The sequence below is a fragment of the Chitinibacter sp. S2-10 genome, from assembly GCF_046530675.1.
Taxonomy (GTDB): domain Bacteria; phylum Pseudomonadota; class Gammaproteobacteria; order Burkholderiales; family Chitinibacteraceae; genus Chitinibacter.
In genome coordinates this window covers 42,498-65,680 of record NZ_CP172558.1, presented here as the reverse complement: position 1 = coordinate 65,680, position 23,183 = coordinate 42,498, and the positions used below count along the sequence as shown (strand labels likewise).

Annotated in this window: 17 protein-coding genes and 1 pseudogene; 8 read left to right on the top strand and 10 right to left on the bottom strand. The window is 53.9% G+C overall.

Translation table 11 applies throughout. The features are described 5' to 3' along the window. Positions 1 to 3: 3 nt before the first annotated feature. Entirely contained in the window at positions 4 to 267 is a 264-nt protein-coding gene (locus ACG2XO_RS00270; RefSeq protein WP_410498847.1) for a hypothetical protein, read from the bottom strand. Between the two features lie 292 nt (positions 268 to 559). Between ACG2XO_RS00270 and ACG2XO_RS00265 the strand changes: the two genes are divergently transcribed. The 4 genes from ACG2XO_RS00265 (at position 560) to ACG2XO_RS00250 (ending at position 3,874) form a co-directional block, all read left to right on the top strand. After that, positions 560 to 691 (top strand): hypothetical protein, encoded by a 132-nt coding sequence (locus ACG2XO_RS00265; RefSeq protein ID WP_410498846.1) that lies wholly within the window; start codon positions 560 to 562, stop codon positions 689 to 691. Positions 692 to 1,677: 986 nt separating this feature from the next. After that, on the top strand, positions 1,678 to 2,832 hold the full coding sequence (locus tag ACG2XO_RS00260; RefSeq protein ID WP_410498845.1) for an RNA ligase RtcB family protein: 1,155 nt from the start codon (positions 1,678 to 1,680) through the stop codon (positions 2,830 to 2,832). Continuing rightward, a complete protein-coding gene (gene prfH, locus ACG2XO_RS00255; RefSeq protein WP_410498844.1) occupies positions 2,829 to 3,449 on the top strand; it encodes a peptide chain release factor H in 621 nt (206 codons plus the stop codon). The genes ACG2XO_RS00260 and prfH overlap by 4 nt, the downstream gene beginning before the upstream one ends. A gap of 77 nt (positions 3,450 to 3,526) precedes the next feature. Continuing rightward, positions 3,527 to 3,874 carry a low molecular weight protein tyrosine phosphatase family protein gene (locus ACG2XO_RS00250; protein ID WP_410498843.1) on the top strand — a complete coding sequence of 116 codons (348 nt, stop codon included), beginning with the start codon at positions 3,527 to 3,529 and terminating at the stop codon, positions 3,872 to 3,874. Here the strand turns inward: ACG2XO_RS00250 and rtcA are convergent. The 5 genes and pseudogenes from rtcA to ACG2XO_RS00225 all read right to left on the bottom strand — a co-directional run bounded on the left by rtcA (position 3,867) and on the right by ACG2XO_RS00225 (position 9,677). Further along, the gene (gene rtcA, locus ACG2XO_RS00245) at positions 3,867 to 4,892 is read right to left on the bottom strand and encodes an RNA 3'-terminal phosphate cyclase (protein ID WP_410498842.1); all 1,026 of its coding nucleotides are present in this window, start codon (positions 4,890 to 4,892) and stop codon (positions 3,867 to 3,869) included. The genes ACG2XO_RS00250 and rtcA overlap by 8 nt on opposite strands. A 63-nt stretch (positions 4,893 to 4,955) precedes the next feature. After that, positions 4,956 to 5,746: pseudogene (locus ACG2XO_RS00240) on the bottom strand (nucleotidyltransferase domain-containing protein). A gap of 71 nt (positions 5,747 to 5,817) precedes the next feature. Then, entirely contained in the window at positions 5,818 to 7,203 is a 1,386-nt protein-coding gene (locus ACG2XO_RS00235) for an ankyrin repeat domain-containing protein (RefSeq protein WP_410498841.1), read from the bottom strand. A 50-nt stretch (positions 7,204 to 7,253) separates the two neighbouring features. Beyond that, complete coding sequence (locus ACG2XO_RS00230) at positions 7,254 to 8,474, bottom strand: RtcB family protein (protein ID WP_410498840.1); 1,221 nt, start codon at positions 8,472 to 8,474, stop codon at positions 7,254 to 7,256. Between the two features lie 66 nt (positions 8,475 to 8,540). Beyond that, positions 8,541 to 9,677 (bottom strand): slipin family protein, encoded by a 1,137-nt coding sequence (locus tag ACG2XO_RS00225; protein ID WP_410498839.1) that lies wholly within the window; start codon positions 9,675 to 9,677, stop codon positions 8,541 to 8,543. 605 nt (positions 9,678 to 10,282) lie between these two features. Here ACG2XO_RS00225 and rtcR point away from each other — a divergent pair. Together rtcR and ACG2XO_RS00215 are read left to right on the top strand one after the other, a co-directional pair. Next, positions 10,283 to 11,872, top strand: coding sequence for an RNA repair transcriptional activator RtcR (gene rtcR, locus ACG2XO_RS00220; protein WP_410498838.1), 1,590 nt, complete (start codon positions 10,283 to 10,285; stop codon positions 11,870 to 11,872). 156 nt (positions 11,873 to 12,028) lie between these two features. Continuing rightward, positions 12,029 to 12,535: a DUF3592 domain-containing protein gene (locus tag ACG2XO_RS00215; RefSeq protein WP_410498837.1), complete on the top strand. Its 507-nt coding sequence runs from the start codon at positions 12,029 to 12,031 to the stop codon at positions 12,533 to 12,535. A 79-nt stretch (positions 12,536 to 12,614) separates the two neighbouring features. On the opposite strand, the gene ACG2XO_RS00210 is transcribed toward ACG2XO_RS00215, so the two are convergent. From ACG2XO_RS00210 to ACG2XO_RS00195, 4 genes are all read right to left on the bottom strand, one after another. Continuing rightward, positions 12,615 to 13,943: an ATP-binding protein gene (locus tag ACG2XO_RS00210; RefSeq protein ID WP_410498836.1), complete on the bottom strand. Its 1,329-nt coding sequence runs from the start codon at positions 13,941 to 13,943 to the stop codon at positions 12,615 to 12,617. Between the two features lie 3 nt (positions 13,944 to 13,946). After that, a complete protein-coding gene (locus ACG2XO_RS00205) occupies positions 13,947 to 14,609 on the bottom strand; it encodes a response regulator (RefSeq protein ID WP_410498835.1) in 663 nt (220 codons plus the stop codon). Beyond that, entirely contained in the window at positions 14,609 to 15,160 is a 552-nt protein-coding gene (locus ACG2XO_RS00200; protein WP_410498834.1) for a cytochrome b/b6 domain-containing protein, read from the bottom strand. Before ACG2XO_RS00200 ends, ACG2XO_RS00205 begins: the two co-directional genes overlap by 1 nt. A 66-nt stretch (positions 15,161 to 15,226) precedes the next feature. Beyond that, the gene (locus ACG2XO_RS00195; protein WP_410498833.1) at positions 15,227 to 15,493 is read right to left on the bottom strand and encodes a PepSY domain-containing protein; all 267 of its coding nucleotides are present in this window, start codon (positions 15,491 to 15,493) and stop codon (positions 15,227 to 15,229) included. 141 nt (positions 15,494 to 15,634) lie between these two features. Here ACG2XO_RS00195 and ACG2XO_RS00190 point away from each other — a divergent pair, with 141 nt between their 5' ends. Next, positions 15,635 to 17,155, top strand: a complete 1,521-nt coding sequence (locus ACG2XO_RS00190) for a diguanylate cyclase (RefSeq protein WP_410498832.1) — start codon at positions 15,635 to 15,637, stop codon at positions 17,153 to 17,155. 243 nt (positions 17,156 to 17,398) lie between these two features. Beyond that, a complete protein-coding gene (locus ACG2XO_RS00185) occupies positions 17,399 to 23,098 on the top strand; it encodes an alpha-2-macroglobulin family protein (protein ID WP_410498831.1) in 5,700 nt (1,899 codons plus the stop codon). The last annotated feature ends 85 nt before the right edge of the window (positions 23,099 to 23,183 follow it).

The window sequence follows — 23,183 nt, the reverse complement described above, 5'->3', positions numbered from 1 at the left end:
GAATTAGCCGAGTTGTGGTGGTCGCCAAACGTTAGAAAAGTCGAGAGAAAAAGGGACCGAATGAGGTGCGGGGGTAAATACAGCTTCAACAGGCAACTGAGGTTTATCAAGTACAATACTCAGAACACCGAGTTGTCCAGATTGGCAATCAACAATGTGTTTGCAAGTTACTTGTGAATTTTTCTTGGCGCTGTGCTGATCGCAACATGAAGGCATCGCTTCATCACAATTCTGCATTTGAGCGTGCATAGTCATCTCTTTCATCATGCAATGCGATTCTTGGGGGCGAGCGTTCGCCCAGCCTTGAAACGCAATGGATACAACGAAAAGGAAATAGAGAATTCTACGCATGCCCGTAGTATATGCCATTGAAGTGGAAGTGCTGGGATTAACTTAGTTTTCTGTGATTAAAATCAACCTCGTCAAACTGTTCCAAGATGACATATGACCTTCCTAGAGCATGAGGTTGCTGTTAGTGGCGACTATCAGTCCATCAAAAAATGATGTGGACACTGCTTATCAGCTTAAAGAAACCCAATTTAGAAAAAGGACCCATACAATGAAAGCCATGACTAATGTAATTCGTTTCAGCATATTGGCAACGTTGATCGGCATGACTGCCACTTTCGGCAACAGCAGTGCCGATGCTTCAAAATCTAATGAGCAAGCACACGGCCATAGCCATGACTAAAAACAGATAAGTTAGTGAAAATGCAAATGGCGAGCATAAAATGCTCGCCATTTTTAGTGGAATCCCTAAAAAAACAAACGCTACGTACTCAACGATTCGCTATGATAGAGGCCTGATATCAGTTTCCTCACAGAAGTAAGGGTCTTCCACCAACCTAGCTTTCCAATAGGTCTCTGACCCTTTAAAAACATCATGATACATCTTTATTATTACTGAATAAGCAGCGTTTCCGATGAAAAGCTCACTTCATGATACAACTTTATTTTTACACAAAAAAGTACCACATCTAAAAATCAATAACTTACATCGATTTTATGATACAACTTTATTATGATTAGACAACTTATTTCAGCCTATTAAAGTCGTGAATTGTTGAATATAGGCGTGAAATTGAGCCCAATGAGAATGCCCCTTGTAGCGAAGGGGCATTCTAATAAATGCTGTGAAAATTACTGTCATATTAAGTAACAATACTGATGGCAATGTTCGGCAAGCGTCGAGAGAGTAATTCATTTGTGTTGTTGGTATTTTTCATCCACTCTCCGTAATTGATGAAGCCGCTTTGACCGGACACCACTGGCGTGACTGATAAATGCTTGATCTAATTTCACGATTTGTAATGGGTGTAAATAATAATTATTTCGATTGATTAAATTGGTGTATCAAGAACTATAGGCAATACGCTCCTTTCGCCAGAATGGGGTATTGCCATCTTATGCGTTGTCTTGTGGGAAATGCTGGTTGCGCTGATACATCCATTTACAATTAACAACGCAAAGTACTTTCTCAACACGCCCACTTAGATGTACGATGCGCATTCATTTCATCAACCGTACTGTTAAAGGAGAACACACCATGCAAAACATCACTACATTCTCCGCAGTCCGCGCCTAGGTTGATCGAGTCTTTTCTGCTGTAAATCCCTCGTATTGCCCAAGGCCTTGGCCTGCCACATCAAATATTTCAAAAATTGATATGGATTTATCATGGGCAACTATGTTCAATTGTTATCTGCGCGCGTTAATTTAATCGCGTCTGCAGATACCTGGATCGAAGGCGATGCGATTCAGCAGCTTCAAAACACCGCCAAACTCCCCGGTATGCACTACGTTTCCGGCATGCCTGATTTACACCCCGGTCGCGGCTATCCGGTTGGTGCGGCCTTTTTCTCTACTGAGTATATTTACCCAGCGCTGATCGGTGGCGATATCGGCTGCGGCATGGCGCTCTGGCAAACCCAGCTCGACGCCAGAAAAGTCAGCCACAGCAAGCTGGACAAGAAAATCGGCAATATCGACGGCTCTTTGTGCGACGACGCGCAGGGCGAAGAGTGGCAGGCGCTGATTGCCAGCCAGCTACCCGCCGAGATTGGTTTCCGGCAAGCGCTAGGCACCATTGGCGGCGGGAATCATTTTGCCGAATTGCAGTGCTTCGACGAGATTCACGATGCCGAAGCGTTTCAGGCCTTGGGCCTGAATAAAGGGCAATTGCAACTCCTGGTGCACAGCGGATCGCGCGGGCTGGGGCAGCATATTTTGCGCCAGCATATCGATCAGCACGGCCATCAGGGTTTGCTGGCCGACTCAAAGGAATGCCGGGCGTATCTGGCCGAGCATGATCAAGCTGTACGCTTTGCAGAAGTGAATCGCTTGCTGATTGCACAGCGCATTCTGGCCAAACTGAGTACGGATGGAACGCAGATTCTGGACGTGAATCACAATCTGGTGCAGCCAGCGCAAATGTACGGCTTGCAAGGCTGGATACACCGCAAAGGGGCAACGCCTGCCGATCAGGGCGCAGTGGTGATTCCCGGTTCGCGCGGCGATTACAGCTATCTGGTGCTGCCGATGCCAAGCGATGTCAGCCTGCAATCGCTCGCGCATGGCGCGGGGCGCAAATGGATGCGCAGCGAGTGCAAAGGGCGTTTAAGTAGCCGCTATGCCGTGGCGCAACTGAGCCGCACCAAGCTCGGCAGCCATGTGATTTGCGCCGATCGCGCGCTGATTTATGAAGAAGCGCCCGAGGCCTACAAGCCCGCCAGCAATATCATTTCGACCTTGGTTGGTGCGGGCTTAATCAAAGTGATTGCGCGGCTCAAACCGATGCTCACTTACAAAACGCGTGGGGAGTGCTGCGAATGAGTTTATTTCAAATCTCCGCCGCACAAGGCCCACTGGAATGCCAGCTGGCGGTCGCCAACGCGCTCGGCCGCATCATTGAAGAGGCCGCACAGCGCAAGCTGGTGCTGGATCTGCTAGAGCAAGAAGCGGGCGATAAAGCCGGGACGTTTCGCTCGGTATTGCTCAGTATTGATGGCGAAGGCGCAAATCAATTGATTGCGCAATGGGAAGGCACGATTCAGTGGATTTGCGCCAGCCCGTATCGCCCCAGGCATTTGCGCAAAAACTGGTTTATTGGCGTGTTCCGCTGCGCCACGCCAGCGAGCGATCTGGCGGGTGAAATCCGCTTTGAAACCACCCGCTCGTCCGGCCCCGGCGGGCAGCATGTCAATAAAACCGAATCTGCCGTGCGCGCCACGCATATCGCGACCGGCATCACGGTGAAAGTGCAAACCGAGCGCAGCCAGCACGCCAATAAAAGGCTGGCCGAACAGCTGATCGCCTATCGCCTAGCTTGCCGCGCCGCCGACGAAATGGGCGTGCAGCGTGCTGTACGACGCCTGCAACATTACCAAATCGAACGCGGTAGCCCGAAACGGGTTTTCAAGGGCGAGCAATTTATTGAAAACCTAGCCTGATGGGGTATTGCCATGTAGGTCATATTGAATATGGCTTGTGTGGTAATACCTGTAGGTTAAAGATCAGGGGTGAAGCAATGGCACAAAAATTAGAGCGAACCAAAGTGCTGTTTATTTGCAGCCGCAACCAGTGGCGCAGCCCGACGGCCGAGCAGCATTGGCGCAAACATCCAAAGCTGCTGACTCGCTCGGCGGGCACTAGCCCGAATGCGCGGCATACGGTGTCGGTTGACGATATTCGCTGGGCGGATGTGATTTGCGTGATGGAAGAAAAGCACCAATCACGACTGCGCGTGCAATTTACGCGCTTGCTGAGCAATAAACCTATCCATGTGCTCGATATTCCCGACGATTATCAGTTTATGGACCCAGAGTTGATCGAACTATTGGAGCAATCGCTGGCTGGCATCATTGACCTTAATTGAGCAAATTGACGCTAATTTCTACGCCATCGTCCACCGGTGTTTGTGTGATTTTGACCGGCAAAAATTGCTCGATAACGTCGATATTACTCAGCAAATGCGATGACACATGCGTTGTCGTGAAGCGACCTGATCCGGCCAGCGCCAAAGCCAGCACCAGTTGATCAGCCAGAAATTCGCCGACTGCTGCTCCGCTGTGCAGGTAACGCAAAGCCTGATTGGCCACTTGCGTGCCAACCGATTCGGCACTGACGCCTTTTTCGCCAAAGCTGGTGAACATTTCGGTGATATTTTCATGCTCGATTTCAATCAGCACCGCATTGCCGGGGCCTTGATCATTACTCAGCCCACGTATCGCAGTGCTGACGCCAGCGATTTTTTGCTCGATTTCGGCGAGCTCACGCTGCGCGACTTTGGCTGGAACGCCAGCGATCAGCGCCGTGGCGCTGATTTGGCGCAAAGCACCGCGCTGGCACAAATCAAAGCCCTGCAATGATTTGCATGGTGACACCGTTGCCGCGATTTCGCCGCCGCCCGCCGGATAAAAGCCGTGCCGATTCAGCGTGATTTCTTGCTGAACGCCCATACGCGCCATCAGCGGCTGCCAGACCCGAATTAGAAAATCGGCTGGCGGCGCGGCTTTATTGTGCGTCCCGCCGGAGACGGTCACGCTGCTTGGTGCATCCGCAAACGTCGGTTTAGCAAACCATAGTGCAGGCAACACGGTTTGCAACACCAGCGTGCAGCTTCCCGCCGTACCAATCGCAAAACGGTAATCGCCAGCGCGAATCGCGCCGGGCTTGAAGCTGAGTGATGTCGAGCCGATTTGGGCGCCCGTCATCTGTGCACCGCAAATCGCCGCTGCCGCTTCAACGGCAGTTAAGTGCTGGCGCAGCAAGCCGGGTTTGGGGCGCTTGGCGCGGATATTTTTAATCTGAAATGCTTGACCTGTGATCATCGAAAGCGTCAGCGCGCTACGCAAAATCTGGTCACCGCCGGTCGCTCCATCAAGTTGTAACATTATTCTTCTATTCCTTGGGTATGGCTTTGAAAGCAATGACTAGCAATGCTTTCAAGTCTATACCTATTGATTTAGTGCCGTTGCCAGCAAGATGCGATCGAGTTGCTGCAGATCGCAATCCCGGCGTGGTAAGTCGGCAGGCTCGGGCTGATGCAGGCGTTGCACGATAAAATCATGAATGCGCGTAAACCGTGGGCCATGTTCTGCTTCATTGGCTGCCATTTTGATTGCCAGCAATTGATTGATTTCTGCGTGCAAGGCAGGTTCAGTAATCAAGGTATCCACCAAGTCTGCAAAGCGCATCGGCGCAATGCCCCGACCTTCGGCGACCCATTGCGCCGCCAGCAGCGGGCGCAACACGTACAGGTATTTTTTCAAGCGCACCGTTTCTCCTTGCAAATAGCCGCGAAAATTCTTTTCGCCATGCTCACGTAATGCCAGTAGCCTTTGTGCGGCGAGAAAAATGAAGCGCTCAAGGCCTGCACTTGCGTGACCCAGTCGTCATCGGCTCGATAGACCAGCGGCGAAGCTAACCACTCAAACAGTGTTGGATTGGATGCATTAAGCAATTGCAAAGCTTTGCGCAACTCCCAACCGCTGATGTCTAGCTCGTCTGAAATCGGCACTTCGATCACATCGCGTTGCTGCTCTACGCGCAGATACCATTCCGGCTGGTGGACATAAACGAAGCGGACATCGTAATCACTATCCGGTGAGGCAAAGCCCCAGGCACGGCTGCCCGACTCGCAAGCGTACAAAATCCGCACTTGGTATTTGGCCTCGATGGCCGCCAATTCTGTGCTGACTCGCTGCTTAACCTGAGCATCCAACGGGTGACTGAAGTGAGTTTTCATTACATACCCCTATTGCATATACCTAAATGAGCCATTCTTGTTGTTGCATTAACGGCTATACATCCAGTCGTTTAATAATCAGCTAGTTTTTGCCAACTGAGCGTTCTCAAATCAAGCGCCCAAGTCGCGTCGTTATCGACATATTCACGGGCACCTTGGACGTTGATGATTTGCTTGCCGCTCGTCACTAGAATAACGCCCGCTTTGAGCTCCGCTTGATGCCGATAAATCCAACCCGGCCCATCGCCCTTCGTTTTTACCTGTTCAATCCGCATGGTTTTGCAATCAAGACGGTAAACCGGTGTCTGAACTGGCTGACAAGCATTGGCATAGCCAAGGTTGCCAATCAAATACAGCGCATCATCCACCAAGGTCGCAGTATGAAAATCGGTTGGTGGAAAAACACCCTCTGGGTAGCTGTATATCTCAATTTTGCTACTGGGATGAAAGACCACCACATCGTTGTAAATGCAAAAATCGGGGTCGTAATAATCTTCGTGCTCGCCCGCAATCACCACCACCCGTCCATCAGGCAAACGATTCACCGTACGGCCAAACCGATCAAAGCACCAAACTGGTTTTGGGAAATCACGCATCTCATAGTGATTGCGCGCATGCCAGGCATTCACGCCAGTACGGATCATCTCTAACCAAAACGGGTGATTAGTCAGCTCGGCATTGCTAACACCAAATTCACGGGTCGCGGCTTGCTGAAATTCAACTTTGCGTGCTTGCAGCTCCGCTGCACGCTCCAAGCTTAAAAAAATACCCAACTGCTCGCCATCCAGCACCGATAAGGATTCACCCGTCTTATGCAAGGCTTCAATCACGGCTTTGCTCCGTGCGTAATGTATCGCGCGTTGCGGAATATGGTTTTCACGCCGCCAGTTCGCCCCTTGCGCGAGCAGAAATCTGACTGCTGCAGCTTGATCGCACTCTGTCGCTTCCATCAGAGCCGTCCCGCCAAAATCATCGACCGCGTCAATCTCATGCCCAGCCGCCAATAGCCATGCCAGCATATTGAGATTTCCCTGCTGAGCGGCATACTGAAGTGCGCTCTTAGCACAACGACCACGTTCCTCAATTTGGCAACCCATCGCGAGCAAAAATGCAGCTTTGGCCTGATCTCCCAAACTTACCGCCAATAAAAAAGGCGTGTGCTCCCAATAATCCCGCTCATCGCGTCCACCATGCTGTTGTAGCTGCGCTTTAATTTGCCCTATCGTGCCAAAAGCAACGAGGCGATGCAGCTCACTCCAACCCAGCTGGCGCTCATCTGCACCTGCGTCGAGCAATACACGAATGGCATCTAAGCGCCCATTCCTGAGCGCGATTCGCAAGGGCGATTCGCCATACTGGGTAATAACATTCGGATCGGCACCTGCATTGGTCAAACGAAAAATTTCGTGAGGCAAATCAGGCGCATTTTGGTACACCATATTCAATAAGTTGTTCATGTCAAAATGTTCACTTTTTTGATTGGCAATTTACTCAACAACGTGGGCTGTTACCCCTTCACACACACCACCTGACGCAGCGTATGCACCACCTCAACCAAATCCGATTGCGCTGCCATCACGGCGTCGATGTCTTTGTACGCCATCGGGATTTCGTCGATCACGTCGGCGTCTTTGCGGCATTCGACGTGTGCGGTGGCTTTGATCTGATCTTCGACGGTAAACAGTTTCTGCGCCTTGGTACGGCTCATCGTGCGGCCTGCGCCGTGGCTGCATGAGCAAAATGCTTCTTCATTTCCCAGTCCGCGAACGATAAAGCTTTTCGCGCCCATCGAGCCCGGAATAATCCCCAGTTGGCCTTTCTGCGCAGACACCGCGCCTTTGCGCGTCACCAGCACTTCGCTGCCGAAATGCGTTTCTTTTTGCACATAGTTATGGTGGCAGTTCACCGCTTCAACGTCGGCGGCAAAGGGTTTGGTGATGATTTTTCGTGCTGCAGCGATGACGTTTTGCATCATCACCAGACGGTTGCGACGCGCGAAATCTTGTGCCCAACCCACGGCTTCCACGTAGTCGTCAAAATGTTGGCTACCTTCGGTAAAGTAAGCCAGATCGCGGTGTGGTAGGTTGGCGATGTGTGATCGCATATCGGCCTGCGCCAGCTCGATAAAGTGCGTTCCAATCGCATTACCCACGCCGCGCGATCCCGAGTGCAACATAAACCAGACGCGGTTTTCTTCGTCCAGGCACACCTCGATAAAGTGATTTCCCGTTCCCAAAGTCCCTAGGTGTTTATGGTTATTGGTGTTTTTCAAGCGCGGGTATTTATCGGTAATGCGCTGGAAGCCTTCATGCAACTCACCCCACATCGCGTCGACCGTCGCGGGCGGCGTATCCCACGAACCTTTATCACGTTGTCCACGCCCAGTCGTGCGGCCATGCGGCACGGCAGCTTCAATCGCGCAACGCAATCCGGCCAGATTGTCGGGCAGGTCGCTAGCCGTCAGCGTGGTGCGCGCGGCCATCATTCCGCAGCCGATATCAACACCAACGGCAGCCGGAATAATCGCACCGTGCGTCGGGATCACGCTACCGATGGTGGATCCTTTCCCCAGATGCACGTCAGGCATGACGGCCAGATGCTTGAAAATAAATGGCATCTTGGCGGTGTTGATCAGTTGCTCGCGCGCTTCATCTTCAACCGGAACACCGCTGGTCCACAGCTTGATGGGCTTACCGTTTTGTACTTGCAGAATATCAAACTTACTCATGATCTTTCCTCTTTAGGGGTATATTGTTGTAGCTTTTTTTGGGAAATGCCTACAGGCACATACCCCTTATTTACCTAGCTTGATCATGCCATTGAGCAATTGATCAAACCCGCCAAAAACAGAGATTTTGTCTATCCGTTCGGCCAGTTTTTCCAGTGTTTCCAGCTCTTTCAGCCGTAGCGCGGTTGGATTGTCTTCCATCACTTTGGCGGTATTGAGCAGCGAACGCGTCGCGCCGGTTTCTTCGCGGCGGCGGATCACATTGGCCTGCGCGGCTTTTTCGGCCTCGACCACTTGCGCCAGCAGCGTTTTCATTTCACCGGGCAGCACGATGTCTTTCACGCCCACGCTGTGAACGCACAGCCCCAATCCGGCCAGCCGGGTGCGCATATGTGCAGCGACGACATCATCAATCAGTTGCTTGTTTTCCAGCAATTCGTCCAGCGTGCGGGTGCCTACCGCAGCGCGCAAGCCAAACTGCAATTCGCGGTACAGAAAATCCACAGGCTTGGGCAGTTGGGTAAACGCCAGCTCGATATCGGTGAACTGCCAGTTGGCCGCCAGATTGAGCCGCAAGGAGACTTTGTCCCGGGTCAGGATTTCCTGCCCGCTGACTTCGACGGTTTGCTGGCGAGTATCGACCAGCTCAACCGTCAGCTCGCGGCCAAAACGCCAGAAGCCATAACGCCCCGGCTTGAGCTGGCGTTGAAATTGGCCATTGCTATGCAGCAGGCCGATATGGCTTTCCGGCACTTGCACCTGCAGCACGGTATTGTTGTTGCGTATGGTTTTGGCGCGTAGCGCGGCCTGAGTCAGCGTCGCCAGCACCGCAGGCGACAATTCAAATTGCGTACGCAAGTCGATGCGTTCAAAAGTCTGTGGCGCGGCGGCTTTCCAGTACAGCTGGCGTGAGCCGGGCAGCAGGATTTCAGCCAGTACGCCATTTTCATAGCGTAGCGCCGCTTCGTGGTCGGCCAGCTCAATACGCTGGAAATACGTCTCGACCAGCGCTGCCTCGTTGCGGCACAGATAATCGGCCAGCGAGTGGGTAAAGGCGGCCTCGTCGAGCGAAAAAGTCAGCAAGGTATAGCGTTTGGGCCAGTTCCACAGATGAAATTCACCGGGTTCCAGCAGTTTTTGTACATCCCCGTTGCGCAGCAACAGGCCACGTTCATTCTTTTTAACTTGAAAGCGTTGCCACATTTTTATTCTCCTTGTTTGAATCCCGGCTGCAGCGCAGTGCGGATGTGCGGTTGACCTGAACATGGGCAGGAACAAGGGGAGCAGCCCAAGATTGCGGCATTTCCTGTTGTTCCCGCTGATGTGCGGAGAACCGGACACCGGCGGCATTGCTGCGGTAGCTCAAAGCCACACCGGGTACAGCGTGTTACGTTCGTATGCCTTTGCAGGCGTGGAGCGGGAGTCGAACCCGCGACAATCGGCTATTTAGCCGAGGCTCTACCCATCTGAGCTATCCAGAGGTGGTGAACCGGGAATCGAACCCGGATAACGCAAACCATTGCATCACCGTCATGCAGGAGATCATCGGGCGGTATACCCACTGGCGATACGCCAGCAGTACCGGAGCGGGGTGAGAGCCGCTGCCTGTTGCCGTTCAGAGCCGATCTGCATGGCTAATTAGTAGCAACGGCTGTGCCAATCTGGATTTCTGGATGTTGAATTTATTCAAGTTAATGATTTTTAATGAAAATATTTTTATTTGTCTGGATTTTTACGGGAATTCCGGGTTGGGTTGGTCTTAAAATGGCGATATAATAAGATCGTTATTTATCTAAAAAGATAAACTTATGAAGCGCACAGTGGTGTTTGGCTTTGTTGGCACGGTATTGGATTTTGCCGGGCGGGGTAGTCAGCGTTGGGAGAAATGGCGGCCAACAATCGGCTTATGCCAGCACGATGATTTGCTGATCAACCGGATCGAGCTACTGCACGATAGCCGCAGCAAAAGCCTGTTCGAGCGCCTGAAGCAGGATATTGCGCAGGTGTCGCCCGAAACCGAGGTGGTGAGTGTTGAGGTGAATCTGAGCGATCCGTGGGATTTCGAGGAGGTGTATGCCTGTCTGCACGATTTTGGGCGCAACTATGAGTTTGATGTTGAGATGGAGGATTATCTGATCCACATCACCACCGGCACGCACGTGGCGCAGATTTGCTGGTTTCTGCTGGCCGAGGCGCGTTATTTCCCTGCGCGGCTGGTGCAGACTTCGCCGCCGCGCAAGCGCGAAACCGATGGCGTGGCGGGCAAATACACGCTGATTGATCTGGATTTGTCGCGTTACAACAAAATTTCTAGCCGCTTTGCCCAGGTGCGCGACGAAGCGGTGTCGTTTTTAAAATCAGGCATTGCCACACGCAATCCGCGCTTTAACCGGATGATCGAGCAGATCGAACGCGTTGCCATCCGCTCGAAAGCGCCGATTCTGCTTTGCGGGCCAACGGGCGCAGGCAAATCGTTTCTGGCACGGCGGATTTACGAAATGAAGGTGGCACGCCATCAAATCAACGGGCGTTTTGTCGAGGTCAATTGCGCCACGCTGCGCGGCGATAGCGCGATGTCGACTTTATTCGGTCATGTCAAAGGCGCATTTACCGGCGCACAAACCGAGCGCGCAGGCTTGCTGCGCAGCGCTGACGGCGGGCTGCTTTTTCTGGACGAAATTGGCGAGCTGGGGCTGGACGAGCAAGCCATGCTGCTCAAGGCGATCGAGGAAAAGCGCTTTTTCCCCTTTGGCAGCGATAAAGAAGTCGCCAGCGATTTTCAGCTGATTGCCGGGACGGTGCGCGATTTGAAGCAGTGGGTAGCAGAGGGCCGATTCCGTGAGGATTTGTACGCGCGGATTAATTTATGGCTGTACGAGCTGCCGGGGCTGGCTGATCGTGCCGAAGATCTGGAGCCCAATCTGGATTTTGAATTGCTCCGCTTTGCCAAAGAGCACGGCGAGCAAGTGCGATTTAATTCGGAAGCTCGACAGCGTTTTCTGAAATTTGCCGCTTCGTCAGACGCGAAATGGTCGGGTAATTTTCGCGAGCTGTCTGCTGCAGTGACGCGGATGGCGACGCTGGCGGAAAATGGTCGCATTACGCTGACGCAGGCCGATGAGGAAATCGATCGGCTGCGCCTGTCCTGGCAAGTTAGCTCGCCGGGCGTGGTCGATGCGGTGCTGGGTGAGCGTGCCAGCGAGCTTGACCTGTTTGACCGGCTGCAGCTGGAGCGAGTGATTCAGGTGTGCCAGGCCGCCGATTCGCTCTCCGACGCCGGGCGGCGCTTGTTCAATATCTCGCGGCAGGAAAAAGCCAAAAGCAACGACGCCGACCGGCTACGCAAATATCTGGCGCGGTTTGAATTGGATTGGGCGCAGTTGAAGAATGTCAGCTGATTATCAGGAGGGGGGTGAGTCTTTTTCCATTTGAGTATTTTGGCTTGATGTGCTTTTTGCCATGTAGAGCTATGTCGCTGATAGTAATGAACGCATACCTTACGTCATAATTCAAATTGCATATCATATATCATGACTTCACAGGAAATACCGGGAATGAACTTTCAATTCGAGTGGATCAGGCTGGATTTGATGAGCCCCAATACTTGGCTGATGGTGATTGGCGCGGTCTTTATTTTGATCGGTCTTATTTTTATTCCCATCGCGCTGAGAAAGGTGCGTGAAGATCAGGCTGCCATGTTGTGGCCGCAAACCAGTGCCGAGCTGCAAGCGGTCGAAGTTGCCAAGCATGTTCGTGAGCAACCGCGCAAGGAGCATGCAGGCTTGTCGGTTAGCTATGCCTGTGTGCTGGATTATCACTATATGGTGAAGGGCATTAGCTATAGCGCAAAGCATGGGTTGCCAGCCAATAATGCCAACCACGCCACCGAATTGGCTGCACAGCAATCGCTGGGGTCAAAACGGATGATTTACTACAATCCGGCACACCCCGAACAATACCGCGTTGAGTTGGCATCACGCTACGCCGGTTTGTTCTGGCTGCTGCCGTTTGCGGCTTTTGCCGGTTTTGGTGCGCTGGTTATCTGGCTTGGTGCGAGCTAATGTATACCCAATGTGGTATTGCCTTGTGGTTTACATTTTAATTGGCTTTGGTGGATATACCCTTGCTAATTCGGCTGCATCAATTCTGATTTGTCTGAGAGAAATCGATTTTCACCGCAAATCCGCCCTCTATCCGATTGCCGAAGCTGATTGTGGCATTGTGCAACTGCGCAATACGCCGCACGATGGACAGCCCCAGCCCGGCACCAGGCTGGCTTTGGCCGGATGGCCGATAAAAGCGCTCTCCCAGCCGCGCCAATGTTTCCTCGCTGACTCCCGGGCCATTATCCAGCACGCGTAATTGGTGATCGCCAATCACAATATCGATTTGCGCCTGCTCACCGGCATAGCGCCGGGCATTATCAAGCAGATTGCGTAATAAGAGATTGAGTAATAGCGCGTGACCGCGAATCTGCACCGCCTGCTCAAGCCGTAGATGTTGTGTCGCGTCGATGCCTGCATCCTGCAGTGCCTGACGCGCCAGTTCGGCCAGATCAAGCGGGCTGAGCTCGGGTAACTGGCCATGCTCAAGACGCGACATTTCCAGCAATTGCGCAACCAGTCGGCTGGTGCGGTCAACGCCTTCGAGCGCTTTGCCCAGCGCCTTGTGGCGGGTTTCCTCGCGCGGGCTAGATTGCGCCAGCTCGATTTGCAAACGCAACCCAGCCAGTGGTGTGCGCAATTCATGCGCGGCATCGGCAGTGAAACGCCGTTCGCGCGCCAGTGTGGCGGTGACCTGTGCAAACAATTCATTGAGCCGGTCACGCAGCGGGGCAATTTCGCTGGGGACTTCGAGCTGCAAAGCGCTCAGATTGTCCGGCGCACGCTGCGACAACTCCCGGCCTATCGTTTGCAGAGGTTGCAGGCCGCGCCAGATGGCGAACAATAACAGCGGAATCAGCAATAGCAGCGCAAATGCAGCCGTTTCGCCAAGGTGCTCCAGAATTTCGGCGACAATTTTCTGGTGATTTTTCAGCGGCTCGGCAATGATCAGCTGGCGCTCGCTATCCTGACGCACACAGATGCGCCAGTCCTGCTCGCCGACCCGAATGGTGTACGGGTCGGATTGCTTTGTATTTTGATAGGGGATGCCCGACAGGTTTCCCGCTTGCAGCAGTTGCTGATGGTTATAAAGCGCAAAGGCAAGACGCAAGTGATCTGCCTGATGTGGTGTTTGGGCTGCGCTCAAATCGTCCTCATCACCCAGATTTTGCCAAAGCATATCGGTGTAAGCGGATAGCTGTTTATCAAGCAGCTCGGTAGTCTCCTTGCGCGCCTCATGCAGCAAGACTGCGCTGAATACGGACCAGGACAGCAAAGTCGCCAGAATGATCAGAACCGTCAGTCTGGATAACAGCGACTGGCCAAAGCGCTGCTTCAAGCGTTGCCAATAATGATCGCTTTGCATGGCTTATTCCTTGCCCATACGCCAGCCCAGCCCGCGTACATTTTCAATGGCATCGCTGCCCAGTTTTTTGCGCAAATGAGATAAATGCACATCAAGCGTATTGCTTTCGATATCGCCTCCCCAGCCATAGAGCTTTTCGTCCAGCTGGTAGCGTGACAGGTAGTGGGCGGTATTGGCGAGCAGCACATGCAGCAGGCGAAACTCCATCGCGGTGAGCGAGAGCGGATGACCATCCCGCGTTGCAGCTTGCCGGATCGGATCGAGCTGCACCGTGCGCCAGCTCAGCGTGTTGCCGCTGCGACCATGCGCGCGGCGCAACAGGGCATGGATACGCGCCAGTAATTCACCCAGCGCAAAAGGCTTGACCAGATAATCATCGGCACCGGCATTCAATCCGTCAATCCGGTCGTCAATGCCATCACGGGCGGTGAGCAACAAGACCGGAATGTCGCGCTGCTGCCCACGCAGCCAGCTCAATAATTGCAAACCGTTCAGGCGGGGCAGGGCAATGTCGAGCACGATCAGGTCAAAGTCATCACGTGTCGACAGCGCCATTTTTGCCGCTTCGCCATCCTGCAACCAGTCAACGGTAAAACCGGCGTCGATCAGCCCATCCTGGATGCCTTCTCCGATTAGTCTGTCGTCTTCGACCAGTAATAAGCGCATTAATGAGAATCCATGATGTGATCGTTTTCGTGCTGATCCAGTGGGCGTTTATAGCCATGGATCATTGCGGCGGGCAGGTTTTCCTTGTGTCGCCAACTTTCGATCATCGCGGCCAGTACATGCACGCCGACGCCGGTCAGTAATATATAGGCGATGGCTTCATGGATTTCTTCTAGCCATTCTTCACCAAAAAATGCGTCGGTGCCCATCAGATAGCCGCTCACGCCCAGACCCATGACCATCACCAGCAAAAACAGCATCATGACGGCGCCAGCCGGATTGTGGCCGAGATGACGACGAGTTTGTCCGCGCAGCAGATCGCGCAGATAGGGGAATAATCGCCCCGGAGTGGGAAACCAGTCGCTGAAACGGGCGTGCCGACTGCCGACAAAGCCCCAGATGATCCGGGTCAAGACCAGAGCGAGCGCGGCATAGCCTTCCCAGCGATGCAACAAATCGCCTTCTTCATTGAGAAAATTGCCCAGTACGGCCAAAGCCAGCGACCAGTGAATGATCCGCACCAGCGGATCCCAGACTTTAATCTTGTTCATAATGATGCTCCATAACAGGTATATTGATGCAGGCCAATATGATATTGACCTGCATGGGTATACCCATTAGTCGATTTCGGATTTCACGATATCCAGTGTCTTGGCATCGAAATACACTTCGGCTTTTTTGCCTTCCTTGTTATGACCATAAATTTCATAACATTCGCCCGAAACTTTGAATTTCTTGATCTTGTAGCCCATGCCCTCGATTTTGGCTTTGGCATCGGCTTCTTTCAGCCATTCATTTTTCGGATGTTTCGGACAATCTGCCGACGCAAAGGTCAAAGACGACAGGGTTAAAGCGGCAACGGCGGTCAATGTAACCAGTTTCATGGTAAGGCTCCTTGGTGTGTGCTTGTGTTTCAGGAGCCATTAAAACAATACTGTGTTAAGTGAAACTTAAGCTGGGCGATTTTTTATGCTCATTATTATCGCGGGTCAATGAGGCCGAGAAATGCCTTTGCGGGGGCGGCGATGCAGTTGGGTTCGAACGTCAATATCAAGCGGGCTAGACGCCTGACGATTGCCAGTATCACGCTGTCACTGATCGCGCTATGGTCTTCGCTGGGCTATTTCATGCAGTCGTCCAGAGAGGCGGTGATCGAGTCCGAAAAACGGGTACTCGAACGGCTGGCCAAAGCGGTCGAAGGGCAGACGTACAATCTGTTTTCATTTCTGAACTATTTTCTGATTTCTGCCGATCAGTGGTTTGTCGTTCATCCCTATTCCGATCCACGCACCGACCCGGATTTTTTGCGGCTGGTCGATGCTTTCAAGGCCAAAACCGGTTACTTGGCCGATATCCGGCTGGTTTCGCAGGAGGGGGGCCTGTTTTATTTACGGAAAACGGGCGACAAGCCTCTGGCGAATGTGGCGGATCGTGACTACGTCCGTGCTCAGCATAATCTGGCAACGCGGGGGTTTTATATTGGCAAGCCAGTGCGAGGGCGTGTGACCGGACACTGGGGTTTGCCGATTTCGTATCCGCTGCGATCCAATCCCAATGACATTTCCGTCATTTTTGCCGTGCTGGAAAACCGCGTTTTTGAGCGCTCTTTTGATGTGGGCAGAACCAGAGGAGGAACGATTTTACTCGCGCATCGGGACGGCACGGTGCTGTTTAGGATTCCCAATGAAAATGCGGCAGGTCGATCAATTGCGCAAGGTCAGGTATGGCAGCATGAGCTAGCTAAAAAATCTTCGGGGGTGCTGGAGGTCGAATCGGGCGCTTATGATGGCCGCTCGCGAATTGTCGCCTATGCCAGTGTGCCCGAGTTTCCGCTGGTGGTGATTGTCAGCTCGGCAACCGATGATGTGCTCGCCAGCTGGAAAATCCGATTACGCAATGTTCTGCTCTTTGGCGGAACACTGACGCTACTGGGGCTGATTGGTTTGTGGCGAATGCTGCGGGCGCTGCATACTTTGGAGATCATGGGCAAGCAATTGACCGAGCAGGCCAATATGGATTTTCTGACCAATGTCGCCAATCGCCGCTATTTCATGGCGCATTTGCAGCAGGAAATGGCGCGCGCCTTGCGTTACCAGCGAACGATGTCGTGTCTGATGTTCGATCTGGATCATTTCAAACAAGTAAACGATCAGTTTGGTCATGAAGCGGGCGATCTGGTGCTAAAAGAAGTTTGCCGTGCGGCGCAGGGTGAATTAAGGCAGGAAGATCTGCTTGGCCGGTTGGGGGGCGAGGAGTTTGCCATCCTGCTGCCGGAAACCAGCCTGGCACAAGCGATTGAAGTGGCTGAGCGGGTACGCAACACCGTAGAAAATCGTTTGATCAGAACCTCGTCTGGGCAGCTTATTTCAGTCAGCATTTCGGTCGGGATCGCCGAAAGAGTTGACCCTGATGAAGACATCACGCCATTTATGATGCGCGCAGACCGCGCTTTGTACCGAGCCAAAAATACCGGACGTAACCGGGTCTGCACTGATCCGGAAATGACCCCGCCGAAAATGGATGATCCGGCCAATACCTTGGCTTAATCTTGGGTATTGCTCTGTAGCTATTTATTAATAATATTTGCAGATCAATACCACGGTGGGTATTGATCGTTGCGCGTAAGAAATCCGTTCCATTTGACTCATTAACCTGTTGCTCGCCATTACGCCAGACTCTGCAAAGTCAAATGTCTCGCCTAAAGCTTTCTGGATCAATACAATTAACATCAAATTTTTGAAAGTTAATTGGGCAAGGGCATCTGACTTGTCTGAATGGGAGCAAGATCAATGTCCGGATCACTCAATGCTGCGCTGGCCGCCTGCCTGCTGCTGGCTGCCGCTCATACCACCGCTCAGGCAGCTACGGTCACCACCTTTAGTCCGCAGGGTGAAATCAAGCAACTGACGCAGGTGCGGGTCAGTTTTGATGCGCCGGTGATCGCGCTGGGCAATAGCGCCGCGCCTGCGCCATTCAGTTTTAATTGCGCCTTGCAAGGCAAGAGCCATTGGGTGAACGATAGAACCTGGGTGCTCGATCTGCAGCAAAAACCCCCAGCCAACACCGATTGCCGCTTTACGCCCAAGGCGGGCTGGAAAGACCTGAAAGGTAATAGCCTGCCTGCCAATCTGAGCTACCGTTTTTACACCGGGCAGCCTATCGTGACGCGCCACTGGCCTGCCGAAGGATTGATCGAGGAAGATCAGGCTTTTGTTTTGCAATTTAATAGTCCGGCAGAGGCGCTTGAGACACTGTATTGCCAGTCGAGTAGTTCACCCGAACGTATACCCGTAGAGGCCTTATCCAGCAAGGAGCGTAGCGATATACTCCGCCATCTGGGGCTGGAGAAACGCGAGGCCAGCATCGCTACCGTGCGTTGCGCCCAGCGTCTGGCACCCGATAGCAAGCTGACGCTGGTGCATTTGCGCGGCAATGCTAAGCCGGATCGCTTCGACTTTAGCGTGCGCCCGCCGTTTCGCGCTACGCTAAGCTGCCAGCGCGAAAATGCAAAGGGTGCCTGCATTCCGTTCAAGCCGATGACATTGAAATTTAGCTCGCCTGTTCCGGCCAAACTGGCGCAGGCGATTCGCATGCAGGGCGAGGGCGGCGAGCGTTCGCCCAAGGCGGATCAATACAATAAAGGCGAGCCGGTTGAAGAAATCAGCTTTGCGCCGCCTTTTGCGCCGCTGGCCGAATTCAAGCTGGCTTTGCCGTTTGATTTTGCCGATGAAGTGGGCCGCGAGCTGGTGAACGCGGATCGTTTTCCGCTGACGGTCAAAACCTCGGATTACCCGCCGCTGGCCAAATTTGCCGCTGCGCCGTTTGGCATTATCGAGTCGGGCAGCGATGCGGCCTTGCCGATTACGCTGCGCGGTGTCGAGCGCGATTTGAAAATCCAGTCGGTGCAACTGAGTGGCCAATCGCTGCGCGTGGGCGATGACGCCAGCATGATGCGCTGGCTGGCCAAAGTGATTGAATACGACGAATCCACGATCACCATTGGCAAAAAAGACGTTCAATCCCGTCGCCTGTCTTTGCTGAAAAAAGAGGCCGCAGCACAGCCGATCAAACTGCCGGGGCAGGCCAATGGCCAGTGGCCGTTTGAAGTGGTCGGCGTGCCGCTGCCCAAGCCGGGTTTTTACGTGCTGGAAGTGTCGTCGCAATTGCTCGGCAAGGCGCTGCTGGGCGAGAACAAGCCGATGTATGTGCGCTCCGCCGCGCTGGTCACCAATATGGCCGTGCATTTAAAGCAGTCGAGTGAAAACACCGCAGTCTGGGTGACGACGCTGGATAAGGCGCGGCCCGTGCCCAATGCGGCGATTCATATTTACGATTGCAGTGGCAAATCGTTGTGGTCGGGGCAGGCCAATGCGCAGGGCATGGTGCTGATCAATCAGGCGTTCAACGCCGGTGAGTGCCATGGCGGTCAGCTCGATGGCCTGTTTGTCACCGCCCGCGGCAAAGACGCCAACGGGAATGACGATGTGTCCTTTGTTCGCTCGGGCTGGAATCGCGGCATCGAATCATGGCGCTTTCCATACCCGACTTATTACGATGAAACTTCAAATATCACGGCGCACAGCGTGATGGACCGCACTTTGCTGCGCGCCGGTGAAACCGTGTCGATGAAGCATTTCCTGCGGCTGAAAGGCAGCAAAGGTTTGGCTTTGCTTACAAGCGGGCAATTGCCGCAGCAAGTGCGGATTGTGCACGATGGCAGCGGCGACGAAATCAATCTGCCGCTGAGCTGGCGCAAAGATCGCTACGCCGAATCGAGTTTTGCCATCCCGAAGCAGGCCAAGCTGGGTAGCTACTCGCTGTATCTGGAGCGCAAGGGCAGCCGCAGCAAGGCCGATAGCGGCAATAAAGCCAGCCCGGAGCTTGATGGCTATTCATTGCAAAGCGGCAGTTTCCGCGTTGAAGCATTCCGCCTGCCGGTGATGACTGGGGGTATTGCTTCGCAAAAAGCAGCAGGTATAGCTGCCAAAGAAATACCCCTGAATGTATCGCTGGCCTGGGGCAATGGCGGCCCAGCCAAAGCCTGGCCAGTCCAAGTGAGCGCGATGCTGGCCGAGAGCTACGAGAGACCGAAAAATTACGAGCTGTATTCCTTTACGCCGCCTCGCGTGCCGGAAGATAAAAAAACGCCTGCAAATCCTTCAAATCAGTCGCTCGATGGCAAAGTGGTGCTCGACAAAGCCGCGCTTGTACTCGACGCTAATGGCAATGGCAAAACCAAAGTGGCCAATCTGCCTGCGATAGATCGCCGCTACGATCTGGTCAGCGAAATGGCGTTTAGCGACCCGAACGGTGAAGTGCAAACGATTACGCGCCGGATTGCGCTGTGGCCTGCCGCATTGCAAGTGGGGCTGAGCGTCGAGGGCTGGATCAGCACTGGCAAAGCCTTGCAGCTCAAAGCCGTGGTGCTCGATACCAATGGCAAGCCCGCCAAGGGCAAGGACGTGACCGTCAGCCTGCGCGAGCGCAAATATCTGAGCGCGCGCAAACGTCTGGTCGGTGGTTTTTATGCCTGGGATAACAGCGAGGAAATCGACGACAAAGGCGAAGTGTGTAGCGAAACCAGCGACGCGCAAGGCTTGGTGTTCTGCGAAATCAGCTTTAAAGACGCGGGCAATATGGAGCTGATTGCGCAAGTGAAAGACGAGCAGGGCAATATCGTGCGCAGCGCGCAGGATGTGTGGGTCAGCCAGCACGACGAGCTGTGGTTTGATGCCGACAATAATGATCGCATCGACGTGATTCCCGAAAAACCGAGCTATGCGCCCGGCGAAATGGCCAAATTCCAGGTGCGGATGCCATTCCGCAAAGCCACCGCGTGGATAGGCATTGAGCGCGAAGGCATTCTGGAAACGCGCGTCGTTGAGCTGGAGGGCAAAACCGCGAGTTTTGAATTAAAAATCGCCGACAACTGGACGCCAAATGTCTACGTGTCGGTGCTCGCCGTGCGTGGCCGCGTGCGCGATGTGCCTTGGTACTCCTTCTTTACTTGGGGCTGGAAAACGCCGGGCGAATGGTGGAGCGCGTACTGGAACGAGGGCAAAGATTATGTCGCGCCAACGTCTATGGTCGATTTATCGCGCCCAGCCTTTAAATATGGCGTGGCCGAAATTCAGGTCGGTGATGCGGCCAAACGGCTGCAGATCGAAGTAACGCCTGCGCGTGCGACCTACGGCATTCGTGAAACCGCTGATGTCACGATCAAGGTGAAATTGCCCAACGGCAAACCCGCGCCTGCAGGTACTGAGGTGGTGTTTGCCGCTGTAGATGAGGCGCTGCTTGAGCTGCAGCCCAATACCTCGTGGAATATTCTGCAGGCCATGTATCAGCGACATAGTTTTGGCATAGAAATGGCGACCGCGCAGCTTGAAGTGGTCGGCAAGCGCCATTACGGCCGCAAAGCCCTGCCACCGGGCGGCGGTGGCGGTAAAGCGCCGACGCGCGAGTTGCTCGATACCCTCTTGAGCTGGCAGCCCGCCGTGGTGCTCGACGCCAACGGCACGGCCAAAGTCAAAGTGCCGATTAACGACGCGCTGAGCAAATTCCGCCTTGTTGCGGTCGCTGATGTGGGGAGCGATCAGTTTGGTACGGGTGAGGGCAGCTTTGTCGTGCGGCAGGATTTGCAGCTGACTTCCGGCATTCCGCCGGTAGTGCGCGAGGGCGATCAGCTCGCCGCGGGCATTACGCTGCGTAATGGCAGCGAGCGCAAGATGAGCGTCAAAGTCACGGCCAACGCTTCCGGTATTGCAGGGCTGAATCCGCAGCAAGTCGAGTTGCCTGCTGGTGAAGCACGCTTTATCAACTGGCCGATCACGATTCCAAACAATGCGAAACAGCTCGATTGGGTATTTTCGGTACAAGAAGTTAATGGAAAAGCTGCCGACAAACTCGCGGCTACGCAGCAAGTTGAGCCTGCTGTACCAGTCACCGTCGAGCAAGCCACGCTGCAACGCGTGAGCGGTGGCGAGCTGCAAATTCCGGTAGTGCTGCCGCCGAATGCTTTGGCTGGCCGTGGCGGCATTAGTGTCGCACTGCAAAATAAGCTCGGCAACGAGCTGCCGGGCGTGCGCCGCTGGTTTAGCGAATACCCGTATTCGTGCCTAGAGCAGCGCACGTCGGTGGCGCTGGGCCTGGGTGATAAAGCGTGCTGGCAAAAGCTGATGGCCGAGCTGCCGCTGTATCTGGATAATGATGGTCTGGCATGGTATTGGCCGCTAAGCGAATCTGGATCTCGCTTTGGTAGCGATACCCTGACTACCTATCTATTGGCCGTTGCGTACGAGGCCGGCGAAGCCATCCCCGATGCGCCGCGTCAGCGCATGCTGAACGCTTTGGTGGCCTTTGTTGAAGGTCGCCTGAAGCGCGATCTGCCCTACAATCGCCAAGATGCTGATGTACGTCGTTTGGCAGCGATGGAAGTGCTGGCGCGCTATGGCATGTTCAAACCTGCGATGCTCGATGTGGTAGAGCTGAACCCGCAAAAAATGAGCACGGCGATGCTGGTTGATTGGCTGTCCTTGCTCAATCGCGCCAAAGGTATTGCTAACCAAGCGGCCAAAGTCACCGAGGCCAGCAATCTGCTGCGCGCGCGCCTCACTTACCAAGGCACGCGCATGGTGTTTAGCACTGAGCGCGACGATGTGGCGTGGTGGCTGATGGGCAGCCCCGATGTGAACGCCGCCAAGCTGATTCTCGTGACGCGTAATCTGCCGGATTGGCAAGCCGACATGCCACGCGTGCTGACCGGCTTGCTGGCGCGGCAAAGCAAAGGCCATTGGCAAACGACGACGGCCAATTTGTGGGGTACGCTGGCAGTCGGCGCATTCTCGCGGCAGTTTGAAAACACGCCGGTGACGGGCGCGACCAGCGCGGCTTTAGGCGGGCAAAGCTTGAGTCTGAACTGGCCGAAAGACGGCGTACAAAGCTTAGGCTTGCTGCCATGGCCGACGGGCAAGGGCGCGCTGAGTATCAAACACAGCGGTAGTGGCGAGCCATGGGCGACGGTGCAGGCCAGCGCAGCGGTGGTACTCAAAGCGCCGCGCTACGCCGGTTACAGCATTGCAAAAACCATCACCCCGGTGAGCCAGAAAGTCGCAGGCCAATACCAGCCGGGCGATGTGGTGAAAGTGGTGCTCGATATCACCGCGCAGGCCGATATGACTTGGGTGGTGGTGAACGATCCGATTCCGGCAGGCGCGACGATACAGGGCAGCGGCCTTGGGCGTGATTCGGCGATTGACAGCAAGGACACGAACGGTGGCGACTATGCTGACTACGTCGAGCGCACCTTCAGCAGCTACCGCGCCTTCTACAGCTATGTACCGCGTGGTGGCCTGAAGGTGGAATACACAATGCGGCTCAATAACGTCGGCACCTTCCAAATGCCACCAACGCGTGTTGAGGCGATGTATGCGCCGGATGTGTTTGGCATATTGCCGAATGCGACGGTGAAGGTGGTGGCTGCGAAGTAATCTAAGGCACCCACTCGCGTCGTGTTGGTGGGTCTACCTCTGTGATACAGCAGCATTAAGAGGCAGTGCCATTTACTTAAGGATT

Bases quoted from the DNA above. Each gene is read 5' to 3' on its own strand.
- ACG2XO_RS00235 (WP_410498841.1), bottom strand. From the start codon at position 7,203: ATGAACAACTTATTGAATATGGTGTACCAAAATGCGCCTGATTTGCCT.
- ACG2XO_RS00250 (WP_410498843.1), top strand. From the start codon at position 3,527: ATGGCACAAAAATTAGAGCGAACCAAAGTGCTGTTTATTTGCAGCCGC.
- rtcR (WP_410498838.1), top strand. From the start codon at position 10,283: ATGAAGCGCACAGTGGTGTTTGGCTTTGTTGGCACGGTATTGGATTTT.
- ACG2XO_RS00270 (WP_410498847.1), bottom strand. From the start codon at position 267: ATGATGAAAGAGATGACTATGCACGCTCAAATGCAGAATTGTGATGAA.
- rtcA (WP_410498842.1), bottom strand. From the start codon at position 4,892: ATGTTACAACTTGATGGAGCGACCGGCGGTGACCAGATTTTGCGTAGC.
- ACG2XO_RS00265 (WP_410498846.1), top strand. From the start codon at position 560: ATGAAAGCCATGACTAATGTAATTCGTTTCAGCATATTGGCAACGTTG.
- prfH (WP_410498844.1), top strand. From the start codon at position 2,829: ATGAGTTTATTTCAAATCTCCGCCGCACAAGGCCCACTGGAATGCCAG.
- ACG2XO_RS00190 (WP_410498832.1), top strand. From the start codon at position 15,635: ATGCAGTTGGGTTCGAACGTCAATATCAAGCGGGCTAGACGCCTGACG.
- ACG2XO_RS00185 (WP_410498831.1), top strand. From the start codon at position 17,399: ATGTCCGGATCACTCAATGCTGCGCTGGCCGCCTGCCTGCTGCTGGCT.
- ACG2XO_RS00225 (WP_410498839.1), bottom strand. From the start codon at position 9,677: ATGTGGCAACGCTTTCAAGTTAAAAAGAATGAACGTGGCCTGTTGCTG.
- ACG2XO_RS00210 (WP_410498836.1), bottom strand. From the start codon at position 13,943: ATGCAAAGCGATCATTATTGGCAACGCTTGAAGCAGCGCTTTGGCCAG.
- ACG2XO_RS00260 (WP_410498845.1), top strand. From the start codon at position 1,678: ATGGGCAACTATGTTCAATTGTTATCTGCGCGCGTTAATTTAATCGCG.
- ACG2XO_RS00230 (WP_410498840.1), bottom strand. From the start codon at position 8,474: ATGAGTAAGTTTGATATTCTGCAAGTACAAAACGGTAAGCCCATCAAG.
- ACG2XO_RS00195 (WP_410498833.1), bottom strand. From the start codon at position 15,493: ATGAAACTGGTTACATTGACCGCCGTTGCCGCTTTAACCCTGTCGTCT.
- ACG2XO_RS00205 (WP_410498835.1), bottom strand. From the start codon at position 14,609: ATGCGCTTATTACTGGTCGAAGACGACAGACTAATCGGAGAAGGCATC.
- ACG2XO_RS00215 (WP_410498837.1), top strand. From the start codon at position 12,029: ATGAACTTTCAATTCGAGTGGATCAGGCTGGATTTGATGAGCCCCAAT.
- ACG2XO_RS00200 (WP_410498834.1), bottom strand. From the start codon at position 15,160: ATGAACAAGATTAAAGTCTGGGATCCGCTGGTGCGGATCATTCACTGG.